Annotated in this window: 1 protein-coding gene; it reads left to right on the forward strand. The window is 53.6% G+C overall.

What is annotated here, in order from left to right; translation table 11 throughout:
- Window positions 1-449 (forward strand): transposase (locus AC07W0_RS30900; RefSeq protein WP_495029350.1); only part of this gene is annotated, 449 nt, incomplete at its 5' end.
- Between the last annotated feature and the right edge of the window lie 405 nt (window positions 450-854).

Here is an 854-nt window from a genome sequence, read left to right on the forward strand (position 1 = left end):
CGCTTGAAGCGCAGATCGCCGGGCTTGAAGCGCGACTGCTTCAACAGGCCAAATTACGACCTGAGTATTTGTTGCTAAAAACGATGCCAGGCGTCGGTGAAGTACTGGCAACAGTCATCATGTTGGAAACCGGTGACATAGGACGTTTTGCAGAGGTCGGTCACTTTGCCTCCTATGCTCGGTGCGTAAAAAGTGCGCGCTACTCCAACGGCAAAAAGAAGGGTGAAGGCAACGCCAAAAACGGTAACGCGTACCTGATCTGGGCCTTTATTGAAGCGGCCAATTTTGCGCGGCGATTTAGTGACGATGCCAAACGATTTTTTGAGAAAAAGAAAGCCAAGACCAATGGCGTGGTGGCGACTAAAGCACTGGCTCACAAGCTAGCGCGAGCGACCTACCACATCCTTAAGGAGAAGCAGCCTTTTGACGCTAAACGCTGTTTCGCCTGAAGGGCGAGTCAGGTGATGATCGGGCAACCGAAAGGGGACTGGACGTGAGCCAAAAATCCGAGTGGCGTCCGATCATCACCGCCTGAGTGCGTTGTAACCGGGTCGTCCGCTAAGTGAGCCAGTAGAGACTGGACGTGCGCTTTGCGCACGAGCCACAGTTCTGTGACACGTTTTGGACACATTGGCGGTACCAACGTTTCTCTGGGGCAGTTCACTGCCAGGGCGGTGCGTGTTGTGTTGCTACCGCTTGATCCATATGGGTGTCAGGCACGACTCGGTCGTAGCCATTGATGAGAAAACGGGTACGACGGGTTCAACCGAGCAGGTTGAGACAAAGGGAAACCCTACAGTTAAAAGCTGCAGGGCGAGTTGGCTTTTAGCCTTGACTTGAGACCGGCTAATGGG

This window comes from Pseudomonas sp. GW704-F2, assembly GCF_059423025.1.